Source organism: Sinorhizobium kostiense, assembly GCF_017874595.1.
Classification (GTDB): Bacteria; Pseudomonadota; Alphaproteobacteria; order Rhizobiales; family Rhizobiaceae; genus Sinorhizobium; species Sinorhizobium kostiense.
Map to the genome: position 1 here is coordinate 201513 of NZ_JAGILA010000008.1, position 19084 is coordinate 220596.

Here is a 19084-nt window from a genome sequence, read left to right on the forward strand (position 1 = left end):
GCTGCTCTTGTCTTCGATCGAGGGAGCGTCGCGCGGTCCGCCAGAACCGCGCGACGTGAGGACGCTGTTACTTTGCGCCTTCGATCACTTTGATCGCATCGGCTTGCGTGTATTCGACGTTCGCAACGCCGCCCGCCTGCGTCTTGGCGAGATTCTGCTCCAGGTTATCCTGGTCGATGCGCAGGAAGGGCACGACGAGGTCCTTCTTGACCTCCTTGCCGTCGAGGATTTGCTGGGCAACCCAGAATGCAAGCGTGGAGACTCCGGGCGCGATCGAGACCGACATGGTCTCGTAGTTTTTGGCGTCCTTCTGCTCCTTCCACCACTTCAGCTCGTCTTCGCGGTTGCCCATGACGATCACCGGCATCGGTCGCTTTGCGGCAGCGATCGCCTGTGCCGCGCCATAGCCGTCGCCGCCTTGCGTCACGACGCCGGCAATCTCCGGAAGGCTCGGCAGGATGCCGGCTACCGCCTTTTGCGCGACGTCCTGCGCCCAGTCGCCATGGACCGAGCCGACGATCTTGAACTGCGGGAACTGCTTCACGCCCTCGTGAATGCCCGCCGAGATCTCGTCGTCGACGAACACGCCGGCAAGGCCGCGGATCTCCAGGAGATTCCCGCCTTCGGGCAGCTTCTTCGACAGATATTCGACCTGGCTGCGGCCCATTTCCTTGAAATCGACGGCAATCCTCCAGGCGCAGGGCTCGCTCACGACGCCATCGAACGAGACGACGATGATGCCGGCATCGCAAGCCTCCTTGACTGCGCCGTTCAGCGCGGTCGGCGAGGCGGCATTGAGGACGATTGCGTCATAACCCTGCAGGATCATGTTCTGGATCTGCGCGGCTTGCTCGGTCGCCTGGTTTTCCGCCGTCGTGAAAGCATCGGCGGCGGCAACGACGCCTGCCTTGACCGCCTCGCCGGTGACTTTGTCCCAACTCGTCAGCATCGCTTGGCGCCACGAATTCCCGGCATAATTGTTGGAAAGCGCAATCTTCTTGTCGGAAGTGTCGGCGAGTGCCGACACCGGCATCGCGGCGCATGCAACGGCCACAGACGCTAGAAGCATCCCACGAAATGTCATGTTTTCCTCCCTCTGGATCCGCCGTTCGACCGGATCGCTTCATCGGCCGTCTTTTGGCGGCCGGCTGAAAATAGTTCTTGCACTGAGCTTCCTCCTCTCAGTAAGGGCAGGATGCGGGAGAAATGCCTGCCTGTACAGACAGGATACGGCAATGCGTTTGCGGGGTTCTGCACCAAAGGCTGCGTGTTCGTGCAGGACGAAAATGCCCCGGAAAGCGCTTAATGGAGAAAGCGGTCGCCGCATCGGAGGAATGGAAGCGATCGCGGGAGGAACTGCGGACATGCCGCACATGGCGCCGGCCGCGTTGGTCGATCACTATCTTGGAATATCCCGGCTGCTCGCTGGCCAACTCGACTTTCGCTCGGCGATACGCGCCGTCGCGGCGGAAGTGGCGCATATCATCCCCCACGACCATCTCGACGTCTGCATCCTTATGGTCGACGGCAATTATCATACTGCATACGAAACCGGCATGGACACCGCATGGGGAGATGCCGCCTCGGCGCCGGTCGTCAACAGTCCGATCCGCTCGCTCCTCTGGGGCGAGGCGGATTACCTGCTCACCGACGACGCGATCAATGATGCGCGCTTCCATTTCGAGGGCGCCTTCAAGCGACCGATCATCGAGCAATCGCTGCGCAGCCGCTTGCATGTGCCGATGAAGGTGCAAGGCACGATCATCGCGGCGCTCAGCTGCTCGTCGCAGACGGCTGGATTATACACGATGGAGGACGTAGCCCGGGCGCGGATCATCGCCGACCTGCTGGCGCCCTATTTCTTCGCGCTCAGGGCCGCCGAACAGGCCCAGCAATCGGCCATTGTCGAGGCTGAGGCGCGTGCACGCGAGGAAGGGCTGAGGCAGGGGGCGTTGAAGCTGACAGAGGCCCTGGAGCAGGAGCGCCAGCGCATCGGCATGGACCTCCACGACCAGACGCTCGCCGACCTCACGCGTCTGTCGCGCCGCATCGACCGCCTGGCTCGAAGCGGTGAGCTGAACAGCGAGGCACTGGAGCCGATTTCCAGGGGCCTCCACCATTGCATGCAGGACTTGCGGCAGATCATCGAGCAGGCAAAACCGTCCGTCTTGCAGCTCTTCGGGCTCGCCCAAGCAGTCGAGAACCACCTCGACCGATCGGTGCGCGACAGCGCGATGCCGATCGAGTGGGCGCTGATCGATGAAACCGGAGGAGCTCTCGACGGTCTCGAACCAACGGTAAGCGTCGCTCTTTTCCGGATTGCGCAGGAAGCAATCAACAATGCGGTGCGCCACGCCCAGCCGATAGCGATTACCGTGAGGCTTCGGCTGGAGGCCGGCCATCTCGCAATCGAGATTTCGGACGACGGGCGGGGTCTTTCGCGAGCCCGCGGGCGCATCGGCGGCGGCATTGACAGCATGAAGACGCGGGCAAGGCTCATTTCGGCGAAGTTCGCGATCGGACCGGGACGCGAGAACCGCGGCACCACGGTGAGCGTCCATCTGCCGCTCGAGCAGGGCTCGGCAGAGGCGGAGCGACAGCCATGAGGGAGGATCGGCGATGAAGGTACTGATCGTGGAGGACGACCCGCTTCACCGTTCGTACCTGCACGAGGCGGTCTGTGCGGCATTGCCCGAGTGCGACACCGTCATCGAGGCCGAGAATGGCGTCGCCGGCGAGCAGCTCGCCCGCGATCACAAATCCGCGCACATCGTGATGGACCTTCAGATGGCGAGCCGCAACGGAATCGAAGCGGCGCGCACGATCTGGAAGGAGCGGCCGGAAACGCGCATCCTCTTCTGGTCGAACTACTCCGACGAAGCCTACGTCCGTGGCGTTTCGCGCATCGTTCCGGACGGAGCCGCCTATGGCTACGTCTTGAAGTCCGCATCCGACGAGCGGCTGAAGCTGGCGCTACGCTCGATCTTCGTCGAAAGCCAATGCGTGATCGACCGTGAAGTGCGCGGTTTGCAGCAAAAGACCATCGGCCGCGCCAACAGCTTCACCGATTCGGAATATGAGGTGCTTGTCGATATCGCGCTCGGACTGACCGACCGGGCGATTGCGAAACGCCGGAGCCTGTCGCTGCGTAGCGTGCAGAACCGGTTGCAGCAGCTCTATGACAAGCTGGACGTCTATCAGGTGATCGCCGAGGAACAGGGCGACAGCCGATTCAATCTGCGTGCCCGCGCCGTCACCGTCGCATTCTTGCGCAAACTGTTGAATCACAGCGCCTTGGAGAGGGCCGAGGCGGAGCTGCAAGATTGGCTGAAAGAGCAGCTGTGATCCTGTGAACGGGTAATCGTCGTTCCGGTTCTACAGCTTTTTCGCAAAGGCGAGCAGCTCGTCGTCCGCCAGCGGTTTGATCACCGCTTCGCGGGTGGCAACCGGCGAGAAGCCGAATTGCTGATAGAGCTGTAGGGCGCGGGGATGATCGAGATTATTGGTCGTCACCGTGACCTTGCGCGGATCCATGGCCCAAGCCGCGAGCAAGGTCTGCAGCAGGAACCATTTGCCGAGCCCGAGGCCGAGCGCATGCTCCATGAGCCCGAAATGGGTGATCTCGATGACGTCGTCTTCCTGCTGCTGCAGTTCGAAGAAGCCGGCTGGCGCGCCGTTGACGTAGAGGACCGTCAACGTGGTTCGCTTGTCATGCAGCAGTGCGGCCAGTTCCTCGTCGCTCATTCGCAGTCGGTCCGCCCAATGCCAACGCCTGCCGACACGAAGGTAAAGGAAGCGATAATAGGCAAGCGGGATGTCGAAGACGCGCAGGATCGCTGTATGGATGTTCACAGGCATTGGCAGGCTCTGCTTCGGCGGCGACGTCATTTCGAGTTCGGTCACATGTGCCGAGATTGCGGCAGGGTTCGATCCTTGCATGGCTTTTACTCTCTACCGATTTCGACGGGGGTATCGGGCCGCCCGCCCCATTCCGACCAGGAACCATCATAAAGCGTATTGTCCGTATGGCCCAATGATTGAAGTGCCAGTGTTATAATGGCCGCGGTGACGCCGGATCCGCAGGTGGTGACAACCGGCTTCGCGAGGTCGATGCCGGCCTCGGCAAAGGTTTGGCGCAGGGCTTCGAGATCCTTGAACTTGCCCTCTTCGGAGAAAGCACCGGAGGGAAGACTCTTGGCGCCCGGCATGTGGCCCGACCGCATGCCGGCGCGCGGCTCCGGCTCTTCGCCGGCAAAGCGGCCGGCGCTCCGCGCATCGGCAATCTGCGCCAGTCGATTTTCAACGATATTCTTCATGCGCTCGAAAGAGGTGACGGCCTTTGCGTCGATGCTCGGCTGGAAGCTGCGTCGCGTCGGCCTCGGGACCTCGGTCGTCGTCGGCCGTCCCTCCGCCTTCCAGCCGTCCATGCCGCCGTCGAGAACGTAGACGTCCTTCGCGCCCATGATCCGGAACATCCACCAGACTCTCGGCGCGGTTAAGATGCCGGGGCCGTCATAAACGACGATCGTGTCTTCTTCGGTGATGCCCATGGCGCCAACGGCTTCGGCAAAGGCTTCCGCCGAGGGCAGGGTGTGCGGCAGGCCGCTTGTCTGGTCGGCGATGGCATCCTGGTCGAAAAAGATCGCGCCGGGGATATGGGCCGCCTCGTATTCCGCCTTGGGGTCGCGCTTCTGCGCCGGTAGATACCAGGACGCATCAACGATTTTGATGGCGGGATCGCCGAGGCGCTGCTCCAACCATGCGGCGGAGACAACGAAGGCGCTCTTGCTTTTGTCGTTCATCTCTTCACCTTTCGTTAGACGGCGGCTCGGTCTTGCGGCATTCCGAATCGTATTCGAAAGCGCCGGTTCTCTTTACCCTTCTTTTCGATCTTTGCGATGTAGATTGCGCCGACTTCCTGGGTCTCCGACACATGGGTGCCGCCGCAGGGCTGGCTGTCGACCGAGGAGTTATCGCCGATGCAGACGAGGCTCACGCGCCCGAGGCCGATTGGCGGGCGAACATTCTTCGATTTGACGATACCGGGATTGGCGGCGAGTTCTTCGTCCGTGATCCACTGCACATAGACGGGGTGGTTCTCCCCGACGAGCTTCATCAGCGCTGCGGTCACCTGATCCTTGTCGATCGTTTCGCTCATGTCGAAATCGACGCGGCTCTCCTCCTCGCCGACCGCCGCGCCGGTGATTGGATAGGGACAGACGACGGAAAGCAGATGGCAGGCGGTATGCATGCGCATCAGCCGATAACGGCGCGGCCAGTCGATGTGCAGGACGAGCTTCTCGCCGACGGCGGGAAGCGGCTGCCCGCTGGCCGGCAGATGCATGATGACATCCTTGGTGTCGCCATGTCGCGTGTCGACGATGGCGATGCGGCTGCCGTCTTCGCGCTCGAAAAAACCCGTGTCGCCTGGCTGGCCGCCGGAGGCGGCATAGAAGCAGGTCTGATCGAGCTCGATCCCGCCATCCTCCAGAATTGCGGTCACACGGGCTTCCGAGGTCGACAGATAGAAATCGTCACGGAAGAGGGCTGTCACTGTCCTGGTCATCGATTACTCGACTGGTTCGTAGGGCACGGTGATGGTCGAGGGCTTCGTGAGCCAGTCGGGTACCGGCAGGCCTTTCGAGGCGAGGAAGTCCGGATTGAAGAGCTTCGACTGGTAGCGGTTGCCATAGTCGCAGAGGATGGTCACGATCGTATGTCCGGGGCCGAGCTCGCGGGCGAGCCGCACGGCGCCGGCAATGTTGATACCGGTTGAGCCACCGACACAGATGCCTTCCTTCTCGATGAGCTCGAAGACATAGGGCACAGCCTCCGCATCGGGAATCTGGTAGGCGAAATCCGGCGTGAAGCCTTCGAGGTTGGCGGTGATCCGGCCCTGGCCGATGCCTTCGGTGATCGAGCTACCGCTCGCTTTCAATTCGCCATGGGCATAATAGTTGTAAAGAGCGGCCCCTTCCGGATCGGCGATGCCGATCTTGACGTTGGGGTTGCGCGCGCGCAGTCCTTCAGCCACCCCGGCGAGCGTGCCGCCGGAGCCGACGGCGCAGATGAAGCCGTCGACCTTCCCGTCGGTATCGCGCCAGATCTCCGGCGCCGTCGTGTCGACATGCGCTTGCCGATTGACGACGTTGTCGAACTGGTTCGCCCAGATTGCGCCGTTCGGCTCGGTCTTGGCGAGTTCGGCCGCCAGGCGCCCGGAAATCTTCACGTAATTGTTGGGGTTCCTGTAGGGAACCGCCGGAACCTCGACCAACTCGGCGCCGAGCAGGCGCAGCGCGTCCTTCTTCTCCTGGCTCTGAGTCTCGGGAATGACGATGACGGTGCGGTATCCAAGTGCGCTGGCGACGACCGCAAGGCCTATTCCGGTATTGCCGGCCGTGCCTTCGACGATAACGCCGCCGGGCCGTAGCTTGCCAGCCTTCTCGGCCTCGCGGATGATCCACAGCGCCGCCCGGTCCTTCACCGATTGGCCAGGGTTGAGAAACTCCGCCTTGCCCAGAATGTTGCAGCCGGTGGCTTCGGAAACGGCATTGAGCCGGATCAGCGGCGTATTGCCGATCGCTTCGAGCACGGACGGAAGAACACGCATTTAAAGAACCTCGCGCTGGAACTGGATGCCGGCTTCAAGCCAAGCACTAACCTTGATCAACGGCAAGCCGATAAACATCCGGTCTAAAGGGCAGGGCCGCCGAAATATTGGCATCTTTTCGGCCTAGGCTGTTGAATAGACAAGAAATAGCGTTTCGCAGCTTTCCTGTCCCGGGCAAAAATCGTCTCCGCGGTCAAATCAGTGGGCGGGAGCGGAGAATTGAGCGGCATCGCCGTCACGACGACCGGCCTCGGGATAAAACACGGGCTTTGCGGGAGAGGCAACGGTCCCGATCTACGTGAGGACGAGATGACGACTGCTTTTACCGCCCGCCCAGAACATGGATTGGTATGGATTACCGGGGCAAGCTCCGGAATAGGACGCGCCGTCGCGTTGCGGCTCGTCGAGGAAGGCTACGCGGTCGTCGTTACGGCGCGCAACCACGACAAGCTGGTCGCCCTCCAGCATGAGGCGACCGGACCCGGAAAAATCATCGTGCTCGACGGGGACGTGACCCACCCGGGTGACATGGACCGGCTCTTGACCGCGATCGAATACGATCATGGGCAGGTGGCGTTGGCGATCCTCAATGCCGGCGTGGCAATTCCGGTGCGCGGCGACGATCTCAAGCATGAAGCCTTCGACGAGAGTCTGGCCGTCAATCTCCAGGGCGTCGTCAATTGCCTTGTACCGCTGGTCGAGCACATGAAAGCAAAAGGGCAGGGGCAGATAGCGATAGTCTCTTCTGTCGCCGGCTATGGCGGACTGCCGATGGGCGCCGCTTACGGTGCGACCAAGGCCGCCCTGATCAACATGGCCGAGAGCCTGAAGTTCGATCTCGACCGGATCGGTATCCGCCTGCAACTTATCTGTCCCGGCTTCGTCGACACGCACGGCGCGGTAAAAGGCGACTTCCCCCGACCCGCACTGGTCAGCGTCGAGACGGCGGCGGAGCGGATATCGCGAGGCCTGAAGTCCCAACGCTTCGAGATATCCTTTCCGAAGCGCTTTACCTACCTCGTCAAATTGCTGCAGTTCCTCCCCTACGGCGCCTATTTCGCGCTCGTGAAGTGGCTGGTGCCGTGGCGTGCGCCGAAGAGCACGGCAAGGAAGAGGACGGAGGCACGCCCAAAGGGACAGCCGCATCAGGCGGTGTGAAGCACTACAGCGCCGCGCCTCTTATCGGACGCGCAGATGTCGCTGTAGCACTTTGAATTGCTGCATGTCTTTGTCCTCTAATCGAGGTCGATTCAAGGAGACATGCATAACACCGCCCCGAAAATGAGTGAGAGCCCGAGCCAGCCGACCGGCTTCAGTTTCTGCCCGAAAAAGATGCGGCCGCTGATCGCCGTTCCGAAGATCCCGGTGCCGCCGAGCACCGCATAAGCGATCGCCAGCTCCATGCCTTTGACCGCTTCCGCGAGCAAGCCGAAGGCGGCGAGCACCAGCAGGATCGACAGCGCGCCCCAGCCACGACGCGCAAAGCCGTTCGACTTCGTCGAGGCGAGGTTAGCGGCGACGTCGAGAATACCGGCCGCCACGGCCAAGGCAAAGGACAAGCCGGAGATGCTCACGCGGCATCTCGCGCGGGATCTTCCGCCGCGTGAGACCTGCCGGCATTGACGAGAAGGATGCCGGTGACGGCCATCGAAAGGCCAAGCAACTCGCGACCGGTCAGCGCATGGTCGAAAACGAGCACGGACACGAGTGTGATCAGCGCCACGCCCGAGCCTTCCCAGATCGCATAGGCGACACCGACCGGAATCGTCTTCACCGCTTTTGCAAGGAAAACGTAGGAAAGCGCGATCGAGCCGTACATGACCACATGACCGACATAGGAGCCCGAGGCGGAAGCCGCCTTCATGGCGGTTAGGCCGGCGATCTCGGTCGCGATCGCAAGCACCAGGAACAACCATGCGAAGCGCATGCGAACCCTTTCGAGGAATTTGGAACCGGGCGGAACCATCGGGGGGCAAATTGAACAGACGGAGTGGCAACCCGATTCTCGGAAAGCGCACACCTCAAAACCTGATAACCCAATCGGGAATGGGATCTCAATAGGCCCGCAACTCTCGCACTTCAGAGGAGGAGGGGGAGCGGGCACTGGTCATCGGGCTCTGCATGATGCTCGCTCGCCGGACGCGACGGCGCCGACTTCCACTGCTGAGCTTCCGGAGAATCGGGGATCGCCGCGATCGCGGCTACCGATCAATCGACGGCTTGCTTAGTGGCCCCTGCGGGTACGTAGACCGCGACGTCCGGACTTCTGGAGTCCAGGAAGGCGCTTCCGACAAGCAGATACATGGCAATCACCAGCATCGAGAGAAGCATTATGCCGACTGGAAAGCCGACCGATGCCTTTCGCTCGGGGCGGCGGAAATTGTCTCTCCCATACATTACGAGTTCCTCTCTCCAGCGATCGGATCACTTTTCTGGTAGTGGCGTTCCGGACCTTCGCGGCACCATGTTGTCCTCGAGGAGACCGATCATCACCGCTGGGCTCAATGGCCCTTATGACAGAACGTGTGGCGGCAGAGCCGTGAAGCAACGGTCATAAGACCTTTCTCGGTAATCTGTCGGACTAAGGTCCTGCGCCCGGAACCGTTCTTGGTTCTGATCGTTGGTCGGGCGTCTAACGAGAGGATAGGACAATGAAAAAGCTTGTATTCATCGCAGCGGCCGCCACACTACTTGCCGGTACCGTTGTGGCCCAGGAAAGCGACGGCAGGAACGCGACTACCGGTATGGTGGGTGGTGCGGCAACGGGCGCAATCCTGGGAGGTCCGGTTGGCGCCGGTGTCGGCGCGGTTGTTGGTGCCACGCTGGGTGGCGCACTCACGCCACCGCCTCCCGAGGTGGTTACCTACGTTCAGCAGCAGCCGGCACCGCCGTCCGTAGTCGTGCAGCAGCCGGTCGTGGTCGGGAAATCCATTCCCGAGACGGTCGTTTTGACCCCTATTCCTGAATCTCCCAATTACGCCTTTGCTGTCGTCAACGAACAGCGGGTGATCGTGGAGCCGAAATCGCGTACGGTCGTTCAGGTCATCAACTGATGTGAGCGGATTGCCCGCCGAGCGGCGGGCACAAGGTGGACCTCTCCCCGCAGGAGAACGGCGGGGAGAGTTGGCAACAATCAGAAGATCAGGAAGTCCGCATTTGTCAGCGCGAGGTTGGCGCTGAGGGTGGCGAAATGGACTGCCCCACCGGCGGCGTTGCCGTTGCTGTCGTAGAACAGCTTGCCCGTGTCGATTTCATAAAAGATGCGATCCTTGGCATCGTGGGCGGCCCCGCTCGTGCTCTTCCAGAACATGTCCGCTGAGAGTGTGCCGAGCTTGGCGCCGAGCTTCGTCATCACGGCATTGTCCAATCGGATGGTGTCGGCGGGAACCGAGAAATCGGTGATCGTATCGACATTTGACGCGCCGAGGTTCGTGTTGAAGACGAAGCTGTCGTTGCTGGCGCCGGTGCCGTTGATATTTGCACTGGAGTCTCAGGTCTTCGATCACCTCTTACCTCGACCGCTGCCATCGGGCGAGTTCAACTGGAGGCTCATGCGGGGCGGGAACGAATGCGCACGCCATGACGCGGAAGTTCGCCGCGAAGGCACGGTCGTCATTGAAATGACCAAACAAAAAGCCCCGCACCGTGAGGTGCAGGGCTTTGGAAACTGGCTCCCCGGGCCGGATTCGAACCGGCGACCTATCGATTAACAGTCGAGTGCTCTACCGCTGAGCTACCAGGGATCATCTGCGCCGCAGAAGTGAGGCTGCTAATACAAATGCTTTTCGGATTTGCCAAGCGATTTTTCAAAAAAAATCGTGAGCGCCGCTTGCTCGGCTGTGGAGAAGGCACCAACTTTGGGGAAGTCAAAGGAAAGGGAGCGATGGCGAACGGAGACAAGAACAGGCGTTTCGGTATCGACCCGAAAACACGACAGATCATCCTCGGCAAATGGCGCGTTCCATTGCCCGAGTCGCCGGCGGTGCGGATCGGGATCGGCCTGTTGCTTGTTGCGGCCGGGACGCTCGGTTTTCTGCCGGTCCTGGGCTTCTGGATGATCCCGCTGGGGCTTCTGGTGCTTTCCCACGACATACCGGCAGTGCGCCGCGCACGCCGGAGGCTCGCGGTGTGGTGGGCGCGCTGGCGTGGCAATGCAGAGAAGTCCTCCGGAAAATAGCCTATCGGGGTCTGGAGGACGCGCCGGGAAGCCCAGCCAAAGCGCGAATACGACCGCCAAGGTTCGCTTGCAATGCCGTGCGGACGACGTCCTCCTGAGCCGCTGTCGCGGATTGGTCCAATGTTTTCGCAAGCTTGGTGAGCAGTGTCGCGCGCATCTGCCGGAGCCGGAGATCGTTCGCACGGCGGCTAAAGGCGAAAATGCGCAAGAAGCTCTTTTCGCCCGTGCCGTCGACGCAGATGAGTTCCTCGCGACCCCGGCGATCGGTGACGACAAAATTGCCGGCATTGGAATCCATCAACACGATGTGAAGCCGCCGACAGCGCTCGAAGAACTCGTCGATCATCGCGAGGTGCCTTGTGGTGAACTTTCCCGACAGTGCCAGGTCGCGCAAGGTTGGGGCCACTTGCCCGCTTGCTTGCGTGATTTTCTCCACAACAAGACCAAGGCCGTGCTCGGTATGCACGAAGCCGAATACCCTCGGAATGGGAAGATCGGGGAGGTCCGCCAGGGTGAACTTTCTTCCCAGCTCGATGTATTCGTCGACTTCGCGCCGGAATGTCCTGTAGGCGCCGAAACGCTTGAATCTGTCGAGAAAGCGGAGTGCCCTGGTAGAATGGCGTTCCCCACCATCGCCCCTCGACCGCAGTACCTTGATCAGAACGTTGGGATAGAGCTCGTGCTCGAACACACTCCGCTGGTGCCCACCGGCGCAAAGGTGCCAATCGGAAAGGGAGATATTGCCGTCCAACATTCTGCGTCCCTTGGAATGTGACAGTTCTATTACGAAACTGCGTCAAGGGTCCAATTTCAAGGGCAAATCCACCTTGTAGATGTATTGTGACTGCGTTTTAGTCGTTGGTTGCATTTTTGCCACTTAAGGGCCTGCCGCGCCCGGCGGCGGTCTGGCCGGCGTGGAATCGGCCTTGGCGCAAGATGCCGGGGGAAGGGAGTGTTTTTAGGAAATTGCCTCTTGCGGTTCATCTCGAATGATTCTAAACGCTCGCCACGGCTTGAGAATTCAGGTCAGAGAGGCCTCGTGGCGGAGTGGTGACGCAGAGGACTGCAAATCCTTGTACGCCGGTTCAATTCCGGCCGAGGCCTCCATTGCCACACCTCAGTGGCTGTTTTGCAACCGATCGTCTCCGGAATTGCCCGGTTCCACGCCCCGCTTCGGGTGTGCCCCCAACCACCCCATTTGCATTGATCGCTTCCGGCGGCGCTGAAGCTCGCCGGCTCTCTTCATTCTCTCGCGTAGCGTTTGGTTCATTGTTTGGAACTTCGCGCGGGCTTTTCGGTTGGGACAGCGGCAAGGAGCAGAGCCATGGGCAAGCCGAGGAACGATCAACTTACCGATCAGCCCATGCCGTCGCCGACCTGGAAACCGGACCCGAAGGATATGGACCTGGACCCGAAGCCGGTGCCGGATGGGACGGCGAAGGAGGGCGACAGAGCGCCCGCCGAAGGCGGGAAATCCGGGGCCGAGCAGCCCCAACGAAGCCGGAGTCGATGAGCCGTTTCAATTGGTGAGGCGCGCAGGACCAGCTGACGACGACCGCACGCCTCGAATTCGCCTCTGCCTCGGCTCAATGAGGCGAGCGGACGCATGCCGCTTCGCATGCAGAGCGAAAGATCCTGCCTTACGGTTAATGATAGCGCCGGATCAGACCGACGAGCTTGCCCTGAATCTTGACCCGGTCCGGCCCGAATATCCGGGTCTCGTAGGCCGGGTTCGCTGCTTCGAGGGCGATTGAGGCACCTTTCCGGCGGAAGCGCTTCAAAGTTGCCTCTTCGTCGTCGATCAAGGCGACGACGATGTCACCGGGGCTTGCCGTGCTCGTATTGCGAATTATCACGGTGTCGCCGTCGAGGATACCGGCCTCGATCATCGAGTCGCCTTTGATCTCCAGCGCGTAGTGCTCGCCGCTGCCGATCATTTCGTGCGGAACGGAAATCTCATGCGTATTGTTCTGGATAGCCGAGATTGGCACGCCGGCCGCAATTCGCCCCATGACCGGCACGGCGATCGACGCCGTCTCCATCGGAGCTGGCTCCGATTTCGGTGGGGCAGGCGGCTTGCCGAGACTGCCCTCGATGACGCTGGGCGAAAAGCCGCGGCGCGGCTGGATCGCCCCTGAATAGGCCTCTGGAAGCTTGATGACTTCCAACGCGCGCGCCCGATTGGGCAGCCGGCGGATGAAGCCGCGCTCCTCGAGCGCCGTGATCAACCGATGGATGCCCGATTTCGATGCGAGATCAAGTGCGTCTTTCATTTCGTCGAAGGACGGCGGCACCCCGGATTCCTTCATTCGTTCATGAATGAAGAGAAGCAATTCCTGTTGCTTGCGGGTCAGCATGGCGCGTCACTCCAGAATCGCGAAACAAACCAAGAACAGACACTATCCGTTCCATAAGTGTTCCGCAAGTACCTAAGATTCCGTGAATTTCGCGGCGCATTTGCTTCGACCGTGCCAATCCCATGCGGGGGGCGACGCCTCCGGTCTTATGTGATCGAACGCTTTATCGCGTTTCAGTAGGCGAGGCGCAGGCCTCCGGGGCTGAGGACGTCGAAATCCGGTTCCGGATAGGGGCCGTACCACTGGGTGTAGGTCGTATTGCCGGTGGCGCCTGTGGTCGCGCATCCCGAAAGCGCCAGAAGCGCAATCGCCAGAGCTGCCGTCAGAAGTCGAAGAGGCATGATGGTCTCCACTCGTGGGAGTTGCTCTGATAGAAAAATGCAGACTTCAACTGTCCATCAATTCACATGCAATGGCAAGCAAAGTCGACCGGCCCGGAAACGGGCTTTTGCCTTCTTGGTAAATGGCTTGAGATATGATTCTGAGGGTTGGCGCCAGGGGTGTCGAGGCACTGATCGAACCGGGCAGTCCGGCTGGACACGACGGCCGGCCCGAGACATAGGCGACGTTTTGTACCGGACACATGGGTAACACTTTCCGCTTTTGGCCGGAGGGTGTTGATGCCGTAGAGAGTTCGATGGTGGAGGGACGCGCGCCCTCTGGAGGGGGAAGGCATGAGCGAGGTGTGCCGGGACTTCGGGATCGTGGACGTATCGACTGGAGGAGAGGCCTTGCAAACCATCGACAACCCGTTCGGCACGAGGTTGTCACCCATGTGTTAGGTACAAACTGTTACCTATGTCTCCGGGCTGGACATGATTTCATTGGTGGAGTCGAAGGGAGTCGAACCCTCGACCTCCGCAGTGCGATTGCGGCGCTCTCCCAACTGAGCTACGACCCCAGCGGCTCCACTATATAGAAGAATTCGATCACGGGCGCCAGCCCATCGGCAGGCGCGAAAAGGCTGTTTGCGATGGCATGACGCCTTGTACGTTCCGGCCCGCGATGATGGTGCCGCGGAAATAGCCCTATGTTCCGACGGATTCCGTTGACAAGCCGGGAAACAGTGCGTAAAGACCCGCCCAACGCCGGGCAGCGATGCCCGGTGTTTCATTTGACATGTCCCGTGGTTTTTCGCGTCCGCGTGATCGTGAGAAGCCTGTCAGAGCCCCCAAAATGGGTTCAGAGGAGGGCGTGTTTCCTTGATCCGGTTTGGCAACAGACCGGCCTAACAGATTGAAAGGAAATACGATGAGCAAGCGCGAATCGTCCAAGTACAAAATCGACCGCCGCATGGGCGAAAACATCTGGGGCCGTCCGAAGTCCCCGGTCAACCGTCGCGAATACGGCCCCGGCCAGCACGGCCAGCGCCGCAAGTCCAAGCTCTCCGACTTCGGCGTGCAGCTGCGCGCCAAGCAGAAGCTGAAGGGCTACTATGGCGACATTCGTGAGAAGCAGTTCCGCGCCATCTTCGACGAAGCTTCCCGCCGCAAGGGCGACACTCCGGAAAACCTGATCGGCCTGCTCGAGTCGCGCCTCGACGCGATCGTCTATCGCGCCAAGTTCGTTCCGACGGTCTTTGCCGCCCGTCAGTTCGTCAACCATGGCCACGTCAAGGTGAACGGCGTTCGCGTCAACATCGCTTCTTACCGTTGCAAGCCGGGCGACGTCATCGAAGTCAAGGAAAAGTCCAAGCAGCTCGTTTCGGTTCTCGAATCCGTCCAGCTCGCCGAACGCGACGTTCCGGATTACGTCGAGGTCGACCACAACAAGATGGTCGCCACCTTTGCTCGCGTTCCGGTTCTCTCGGACGTTCCGTATCCGGTCGTCATGGAACCGCACCTCGTCGTCGAATTCTATTCGCGCTAATCCGGGCGCTGCAGCGCCGCGCGTCCTGCCTGTCTTTCCTTTTGATCGACGTCGATTTCAAGGAGACATGCAGGAGCGTCAGGATCTTCGAAGCCGCCCGGAGACGGGCGGTTTTTCTGTAAGGGAATGTCGGAACGTTGCGGCCACTGATCGGCCCCTTGTTTCGTTCCAGTGCCGAGGAATGCCGTATGCCGGAGCAGAAAGCGCAGCAGGACCTGCAATCGATCCTCGACCACATCTACCACGAGCTGGCGCCGCGGTTCGGCGAGGGGAAGGTTGCCGACTACATTCCCCAGCTCGCCCGCGTCGACCCCAGGCATTTTGGCATGGCTATGGTCACGACGGACGGCGAACTGCATCGCGTCGGCGACGCGGAGGTCCCGTTCTCGATCCAGAGCGTATCCAAGGTGTTCACGCTCACTCTGGCGCTCGGAAAACACGGCGAGAACATATGGCACCGCGTCGGGCGCGAGCCTTCGGGCTCGCCGTTCAATTCGATCGTCCAGCTCGAACATGAGGGCGGAAAGCCGCGCAATCCCTTCATCAATGCGGGCGCGATCACCATCAGCGATCTGATCCTCGCCGGCCATACGCCAAGGGAGCTGATCGGCGAGATCATACGCTTCGTCCGCTATCTCGCCGACGACGAGACGATCGTGATCGATCACGAGGTTGCGCGGTCGGAAACGGCGACCGGCTACCGCAACTTCGCGCTCGCCAACTTCATGCGCTCCTTCGGGCGGCTTGATCACCCGGCCGAGCATGTGCTCGGCGTCTATTTCCATCATTGCGCCCTGGCGATGACCTGCAGCCAGCTCGCCAAGGCGGGGCTGTTTCTCGCCGCCGGCGGCAGCAATCCGCTGACGGGGCACTCCGTCGTCTCGCGCCAGCGGGCGCGGCGCATCAACGCGCTGATGCTCACCTGCGGCCATTACGACGGTTCCGGCGACTTCGCCTATCGCGTCGGCCTGCCGGCCAAGAGCGGCGTCGGGGGCGGCATCCTGGCGGTTGCCCCGGGCAAGGCGTCGATCGCCGTCTGGTCGCCGGGGCTCAACGAGAACGGCAACTCGCTGCTCGGCTCGCTCGCGCTCGAGATGCTCGCGGCGCGCACGGGATGGTCTGTTTTCGGGCCTTGACCGGCGGCCTCTCATCCGCCTGCCGGCACCTTCTCCCCGCCGGGCGGGGACAAGGTGGATGTCGCGCCGCTTTAGTCCGTCTCCCCGTCAGGACGGGCAGAGGGTTAGTCCTCGGGTTTAGCCCGAGGAGAGGGGCAATCACGCCAGCTTACGCAGTGCAGGTGGTTTTCCCTTGATCTTGGAGGTGAGACGGGGCAAGTGCTGGGCGATAGATTTAGCGACATCTGTTTTCGCCCCTCGCACATTCCGAGACGCTGCCATGGAACTCGCACGAACGTCTGAGCGCGATATGATGAACATCGCCGCCGACAAGGACGCGACCGGCTTCGACGCCGGAGATCATCCGCTGTTTTCGCGTATGCCGTCCGCCGTTTCCTTCAACAAGCTCCGGAAGCGTCTGCTCAGGCAGGTGCGCCAGGCGCTGGACGACTTTGCCATGCTCAACGGTGCGAAGCGTTGGCTCGTCGGTGTTTCCGGCGGCAAGGACAGCTACAGCCTGCTGGCACTTCTGATGGATCTTAAGTGGCGCGGCCTGCTTCCGGTCGAACTCATTGCCTGCAATCTCGATCAGGGGCAGCCGAACTTTCCGAAGCACATACTGCCGGACTATCTTTCCTCGATCGGCGTCAAGCACCGGATCGAATATCGCGACACCTATTCGATCGTGAAGGAGAAGGTGCCGGCCGGGGCAACCTACTGCTCGCTCTGTTCGCGCCTGCGCCGCGGCAACCTCTACCGCATCGCGCGGGAGGAGGGCTGCGACGCATTGGTGCTCGGCCATCATCGCGAGGATATCCTCGAGACCTTCTTCATGAACCTGTTTCACGGCGGACGGCTTGCATCCATGCCGGCGAAGCTCGTGAATGACGAGGGCGATCTCACCGTGCTGCGTCCGCTCGCCTATGCCGCGGAGGACGATCTCGCCAAATTCGCCGCGGCCATGGCGTTTCCAATCATCCCCTGCGATCTCTGCGGCTCCCAGGACGGCCTCGAGCGCAATGCCATGAAGGCCATGCTTGCCGATATCGAGCGCCGCATGCCGGGCCGTAAGGATACGATGCTACGCGCGCTCGGGCACGTGAACCCGTCGCACCTCCTCGATCCCAAGCTGTTCGATTTCCTTTCCCTTTCCCCGGAGCCCTGAGAATGAGCCATTCCGTCGACGTTGCCGCCCTTGCCAACCTTCTGCAGGAGGCGGCGGTGAAGGAAATCCTGCCGCGGTTCCGGAATCTCCAGACGGGCGAGGTGCGGATGAAAACGGAGGCGATCGACCTCGTCACCGAGGCGGACGAGGCGGCGGAAAGGTTGATCGAGGCGCGAATAGACGCGGTCGCGCCGGGCGCGGTCTTCATCGGCGAAGAATCCGTGGCCGCCGATCCGGGGCTCATCGAGAAGCTGGCGGATGCCGATCTCGCCATCGTCGTCGATCCGATCGACGGAACGTTCAATTTCGCGGCTGGCCTGCCACTCTTCGGCGTCATGGCAAGCGTCGTCGCGAAGGGCGAGACCATCGCCGGCATCATCTACGATCCGCTCGGCAAAGATTGGGTCATCGCCGAGAAAGGCTCCGGCGCCTGGATGTGCCGGCCGAATGGCTCGCAGGAAAAGCTGACGGTAACGGCCAGCGTGCCGCTCGAAAACATGGTCGGCGGCGCCTCGACCGCCTTCTACGAGGTAGACGACCGGCGCATCGTCATGGGAAATTTGGCGAAGGTCAGGATCGCCACCAGCTATCGTTGCGCGGCGCACGAATATCGCACCTTTGCCGCCGGTCACCTGCACTTCCTGATGTACCGGAAGCTCATGCCCTGGGATCACCTCGCAGGCACGCTGATCGCGGAGGAGGCCGGGGCATTTGCGGCCCGTTTCGACGGGTCCCGCTACCTGCCGGCGCATAACAATGGCGGGCTGCTTCTCGCGACCGACCGGGAAAGCTGGGACGCGCTGCGGCGCGAGGTCTTCACCGTTTGACGTTCGTGATCCCTAAAACGCAGTTCGTCACAGCACCCCAGTCAGCTCGAGTGTCTGGTAGCTGGCCAAAAGCGTGATCAGAGTTCCAACAAGCCGCAGAAGTGTCGACTCCTTCAATGCCTTCACCATCCATCCCGCCAACGGCGCCGCCAAAACGCCGCCAATGATCAGCCCGCCAACCGATGTGAGATAGTTGCCAAGTCCGCCCACAGGTTGCCAGTGGCCGGTTACAAATGCGGCGAGGAAGCTCAGCGACACCGAAAGCGCAATCAGGAACTCGCTCGCGTTGACCGTGCCGATGACGAACCGCGGCTGACCGCCCGCGCCGAGCAGGCCGGTGGTGGCGACAGGTCCCCAACCACCTCCGCCTGCAGCATCCAGGAAGCCGGCAGCCGCGCCGAGGGGGGCAACAATTCTCAACTTCACGGGATTGGTTGGGATGCGACGAAACGACCGGATGAGCAGCCAGATTCCAATGACGGCGAGATAGGTTGTCACGAAAGGCTTGACCTGATCTCCGTCGAATGAAGTGAGCACGTAGGCGCCCAAGATTCCGCCACCTATGCCGAAGGGAATGAGCCGCCGGAACAGCTTCCAGTCGATGTTACGATGATAAAGATGCGCCGATCCGGAAGCCGCGGTGGTGAACAATTCCGCAGCATGGGCCGAAGCTGAGGCTTGCGCCGGAGGTACACCAAATGCGAGGAGCACCGTAGAAGAAATCACGCCATATGCCATCCCGAGTGCACCGTCGACAGCCTGGGCGAGAAACCCGACTGCCGCGAATAGTAGGAAGTCTTCCATCAGAGGCTCCGCGCATTTGGCCATCTCGCATAGCAAAGCCTCGCGCGTGCAATGCATGCGGAGGCTTAGTTCATGGTGCCTTTGGCACGGATGAAAGCTAGCACGCCTCGGCTTGTTTCGCGAGCGCGGACTCAAAGTTGAGCTGGCTTACTCGTATTCC

Annotated in this window: 22 protein-coding genes and 3 tRNA genes; 10 read left to right on the forward strand and 15 right to left on the reverse strand. The window is 61.3% G+C overall.

From position 1 onward, the window contains the following. Window positions 1–67 precede the first annotated feature (67 nt). Window positions 68–1084 (reverse strand): ABC transporter substrate-binding protein, encoded by a 1017-nt coding sequence (locus tag J2Z31_RS24435; protein ID WP_209605546.1) that lies wholly within the window; start codon window positions 1082–1084, stop codon window positions 68–70. A gap of 280 nt (window positions 1085–1364) precedes the next feature. Here J2Z31_RS24435 and J2Z31_RS24440 point away from each other — a divergent pair, with 280 nt between their 5' ends. Together J2Z31_RS24440 and J2Z31_RS24445 are read left to right on the forward strand one after the other, a co-directional pair. Beyond that, window positions 1365–2606 (forward strand): GAF domain-containing sensor histidine kinase, encoded by a 1242-nt coding sequence (locus J2Z31_RS24440; protein WP_209605548.1) that lies wholly within the window; start codon window positions 1365–1367, stop codon window positions 2604–2606. Window positions 2607–2619: 13 nt separating this feature from the next. Then, a complete protein-coding gene (locus tag J2Z31_RS24445) occupies window positions 2620–3345 on the forward strand; it encodes a response regulator transcription factor (protein WP_209605550.1) in 726 nt (241 codons plus the stop codon). Between the two features lie 30 nt (window positions 3346–3375). On the opposite strand, the gene J2Z31_RS24450 is transcribed toward J2Z31_RS24445, so the two are convergent. Genes J2Z31_RS24450 through J2Z31_RS24465 form a run of 4 tightly spaced genes read right to left on the reverse strand, consistent with a single transcriptional unit; the run spans window position 3376 to window position 6610 of the window. After that, window positions 3376–3939, reverse strand: coding sequence for a GNAT family N-acetyltransferase (locus J2Z31_RS24450; protein WP_209605552.1), 564 nt, complete (start codon window positions 3937–3939; stop codon window positions 3376–3378). A 5-nt stretch (window positions 3940–3944) separates the two neighbouring features. After that, entirely contained in the window at window positions 3945–4802 is an 858-nt protein-coding gene (sseA, locus tag J2Z31_RS24455; protein WP_209605554.1) for a 3-mercaptopyruvate sulfurtransferase, read from the reverse strand. A 14-nt stretch (window positions 4803–4816) separates the two neighbouring features. Beyond that, the gene (locus J2Z31_RS24460; RefSeq protein WP_209605556.1) at window positions 4817–5566 is read right to left on the reverse strand and encodes an alanyl-tRNA editing protein; all 750 of its coding nucleotides are present in this window, start codon (window positions 5564–5566) and stop codon (window positions 4817–4819) included. A gap of 3 nt (window positions 5567–5569) precedes the next feature. Then, on the reverse strand, window positions 5570–6610 hold the full coding sequence (locus J2Z31_RS24465) for a cysteine synthase A (RefSeq protein WP_209605558.1): 1041 nt from the start codon (window positions 6608–6610) through the stop codon (window positions 5570–5572). 309 nt (window positions 6611–6919) lie between these two features. On the opposite strand from J2Z31_RS24465, the gene J2Z31_RS24470 reads away from it, so the two are divergent. Beyond that, the gene (locus tag J2Z31_RS24470) at window positions 6920–7768 is read left to right on the forward strand and encodes an SDR family NAD(P)-dependent oxidoreductase (protein ID WP_209605848.1); all 849 of its coding nucleotides are present in this window, start codon (window positions 6920–6922) and stop codon (window positions 7766–7768) included. Window positions 7769–7860: 92 nt separating this feature from the next. Here the strand turns inward: J2Z31_RS24470 and J2Z31_RS24475 are convergent, their stop codons facing one another. The 3 genes from J2Z31_RS24475 to J2Z31_RS24485 form a co-directional block, all read right to left on the reverse strand. Beyond that, window positions 7861–8184 carry an SMR family transporter gene (locus J2Z31_RS24475; protein ID WP_209605560.1) on the reverse strand — a complete coding sequence of 108 codons (324 nt, stop codon included), beginning with the start codon at window positions 8182–8184 and terminating at the stop codon, window positions 7861–7863. Beyond that, a complete protein-coding gene (locus J2Z31_RS24480) occupies window positions 8181–8537 on the reverse strand; it encodes an SMR family transporter (protein ID WP_209605562.1) in 357 nt (118 codons plus the stop codon). The genes J2Z31_RS24475 and J2Z31_RS24480 overlap by 4 nt, the downstream gene beginning before the upstream one ends. A gap of 281 nt (window positions 8538–8818) precedes the next feature. After that, a complete protein-coding gene (locus J2Z31_RS24485) occupies window positions 8819–9007 on the reverse strand; it encodes a hypothetical protein (protein WP_209605564.1) in 189 nt (62 codons plus the stop codon). 254 nt (window positions 9008–9261) lie between these two features. Here J2Z31_RS24485 and J2Z31_RS24490 point away from each other — a divergent pair, with 254 nt between their 5' ends. Then, window positions 9262–9663, forward strand: coding sequence for a DUF1236 domain-containing protein (locus J2Z31_RS24490; RefSeq protein ID WP_209605566.1), 402 nt, complete (start codon window positions 9262–9264; stop codon window positions 9661–9663). Window positions 9664–9743: 80 nt separating this feature from the next. Here the strand turns inward: J2Z31_RS24490 and J2Z31_RS24495 are convergent, their stop codons facing one another. Both J2Z31_RS24495 and J2Z31_RS24500 read right to left on the reverse strand, forming a co-directional pair. Next, the gene (locus J2Z31_RS24495) at window positions 9744–9962 is read right to left on the reverse strand and encodes a hypothetical protein (protein WP_209605568.1); all 219 of its coding nucleotides are present in this window, start codon (window positions 9960–9962) and stop codon (window positions 9744–9746) included. Between the two features lie 316 nt (window positions 9963–10278). Further along, window positions 10279–10353: transfer RNA gene (locus tag J2Z31_RS24500), tRNA-Asn, on the reverse strand. Window positions 10354–10493: 140 nt separating this feature from the next. Between J2Z31_RS24500 and J2Z31_RS24505 the strand changes: the two genes are divergently transcribed. After that, a complete protein-coding gene (locus tag J2Z31_RS24505) occupies window positions 10494–10787 on the forward strand; it encodes a hypothetical protein (RefSeq protein WP_209605570.1) in 294 nt (97 codons plus the stop codon). Window position 10788: 1 nt separating this feature from the next. Here the strand turns inward: J2Z31_RS24505 and J2Z31_RS24510 are convergent, their stop codons facing one another. Beyond that, a complete protein-coding gene (locus J2Z31_RS24510) occupies window positions 10789–11541 on the reverse strand; it encodes a YrbL family protein (protein WP_209605573.1) in 753 nt (250 codons plus the stop codon). Window positions 11542–11820: 279 nt separating this feature from the next. On the opposite strand from J2Z31_RS24510, the gene J2Z31_RS24515 reads away from it, so the two are divergent. After that, window positions 11821–11894 (forward strand) — tRNA-Cys (locus J2Z31_RS24515). Window positions 11895–12433: 539 nt separating this feature from the next. Here the strand turns inward: J2Z31_RS24515 and lexA are convergent. The 3 genes from lexA to J2Z31_RS24530 all read right to left on the reverse strand — a co-directional run bounded on the left by lexA (window position 12434) and on the right by J2Z31_RS24530 (window position 14045). Beyond that, entirely contained in the window at window positions 12434–13144 is a 711-nt protein-coding gene (gene lexA / locus J2Z31_RS24520; RefSeq protein WP_209605575.1) for a transcriptional repressor LexA, read from the reverse strand. A gap of 173 nt (window positions 13145–13317) precedes the next feature. Beyond that, entirely contained in the window at window positions 13318–13485 is a 168-nt protein-coding gene (locus tag J2Z31_RS24525) for a hypothetical protein (RefSeq protein ID WP_209605577.1), read from the reverse strand. A gap of 484 nt (window positions 13486–13969) precedes the next feature. Beyond that, window positions 13970–14045, reverse strand: a tRNA-Ala gene (locus J2Z31_RS24530). Window positions 14046–14395: 350 nt separating this feature from the next. Between J2Z31_RS24530 and rpsD the strand changes: the two genes are divergently transcribed. From rpsD to J2Z31_RS24550, 4 genes are all read left to right on the forward strand, one after another. After that, entirely contained in the window at window positions 14396–15013 is a 618-nt protein-coding gene (rpsD, locus tag J2Z31_RS24535) for a 30S ribosomal protein S4 (RefSeq protein WP_209605578.1), read from the forward strand. Between the two features lie 188 nt (window positions 15014–15201). Then, window positions 15202–16149 (forward strand): glutaminase, encoded by a 948-nt coding sequence (locus J2Z31_RS24540; RefSeq protein WP_209605580.1) that lies wholly within the window; start codon window positions 15202–15204, stop codon window positions 16147–16149. A gap of 259 nt (window positions 16150–16408) precedes the next feature. Then, window positions 16409–17293 (forward strand): tRNA 2-thiocytidine(32) synthetase TtcA, encoded by an 885-nt coding sequence (ttcA, locus tag J2Z31_RS24545; protein WP_209605582.1) that lies wholly within the window; start codon window positions 16409–16411, stop codon window positions 17291–17293. Between the two features lie 2 nt (window positions 17294–17295). Further along, a complete protein-coding gene (locus J2Z31_RS24550; RefSeq protein ID WP_209605585.1) occupies window positions 17296–18120 on the forward strand; it encodes an inositol monophosphatase family protein in 825 nt (274 codons plus the stop codon). 27 nt (window positions 18121–18147) lie between these two features. Here J2Z31_RS24550 and J2Z31_RS24555 read toward each other — a convergent pair whose 3' ends face one another. Then, a complete protein-coding gene (locus J2Z31_RS24555; RefSeq protein ID WP_209605587.1) occupies window positions 18148–18924 on the reverse strand; it encodes a sulfite exporter TauE/SafE family protein in 777 nt (258 codons plus the stop codon). Window positions 18925–19084: the final 160 nt, after the last annotated feature.